The 505-nt window shown below is 61.6% G+C and carries 1 protein-coding gene; it reads left to right on the top strand.

The window, feature by feature from the left end:
- The coding region (locus AC097P_RS23825) for a tetratricopeptide repeat protein (RefSeq protein ID WP_479612909.1) at nucleotides 1–413 on the top strand (413 nt) is incomplete at its 5' end.
- Nucleotides 414–505: the final 92 nt, after the last annotated feature.

Raw genomic sequence — 505 nt, forward strand, 5'->3', positions numbered from 1 at the left:
TGTTCTATTTGCCGGGAAAATTTGACGAATCCATTCGCGAGTATCGCCTTGCTATAGACCGCAACAGCCGCTCCGTGGATGCCCGTCTGGGGTTGACCCTGCCGCTGTTGGCGGCCAAGCGCTGGGGCGAAGCGGAAAAGGGTGCGCGTGCAGCGCTCGACCTTTCCCCCAATAACTACACCGCGCTGGTGCGACTGGCGGTGGCACAAGAAGGGCTGCAAGACTGGGCCGACATGGCCAAAACCGCTGCGACCCTGGTGCAGAGCTACGGATCCGACGCTACCGCTCATGTCTATCTGGCGCGCGCCAATGCGTGGTTGGGCAAACGCCCGGAAGCGATCGCTGCCTACACCGCCGTGCTGGCGCGCTACCCCGGTCACGCAGAAGCCAAAGCCTACCTTGCGAAAAACTGAGCGCGCAAGACCATGAACCGCTTCGACCTTCAGCAAATCCGTGACGATCTGTGGCAGACCCTGCGCGCTGCCGCAAATCAGGCACCGTTTTC

The organism is Rhodoferax sp. ZS1R8 (genome assembly GCF_056521325.1).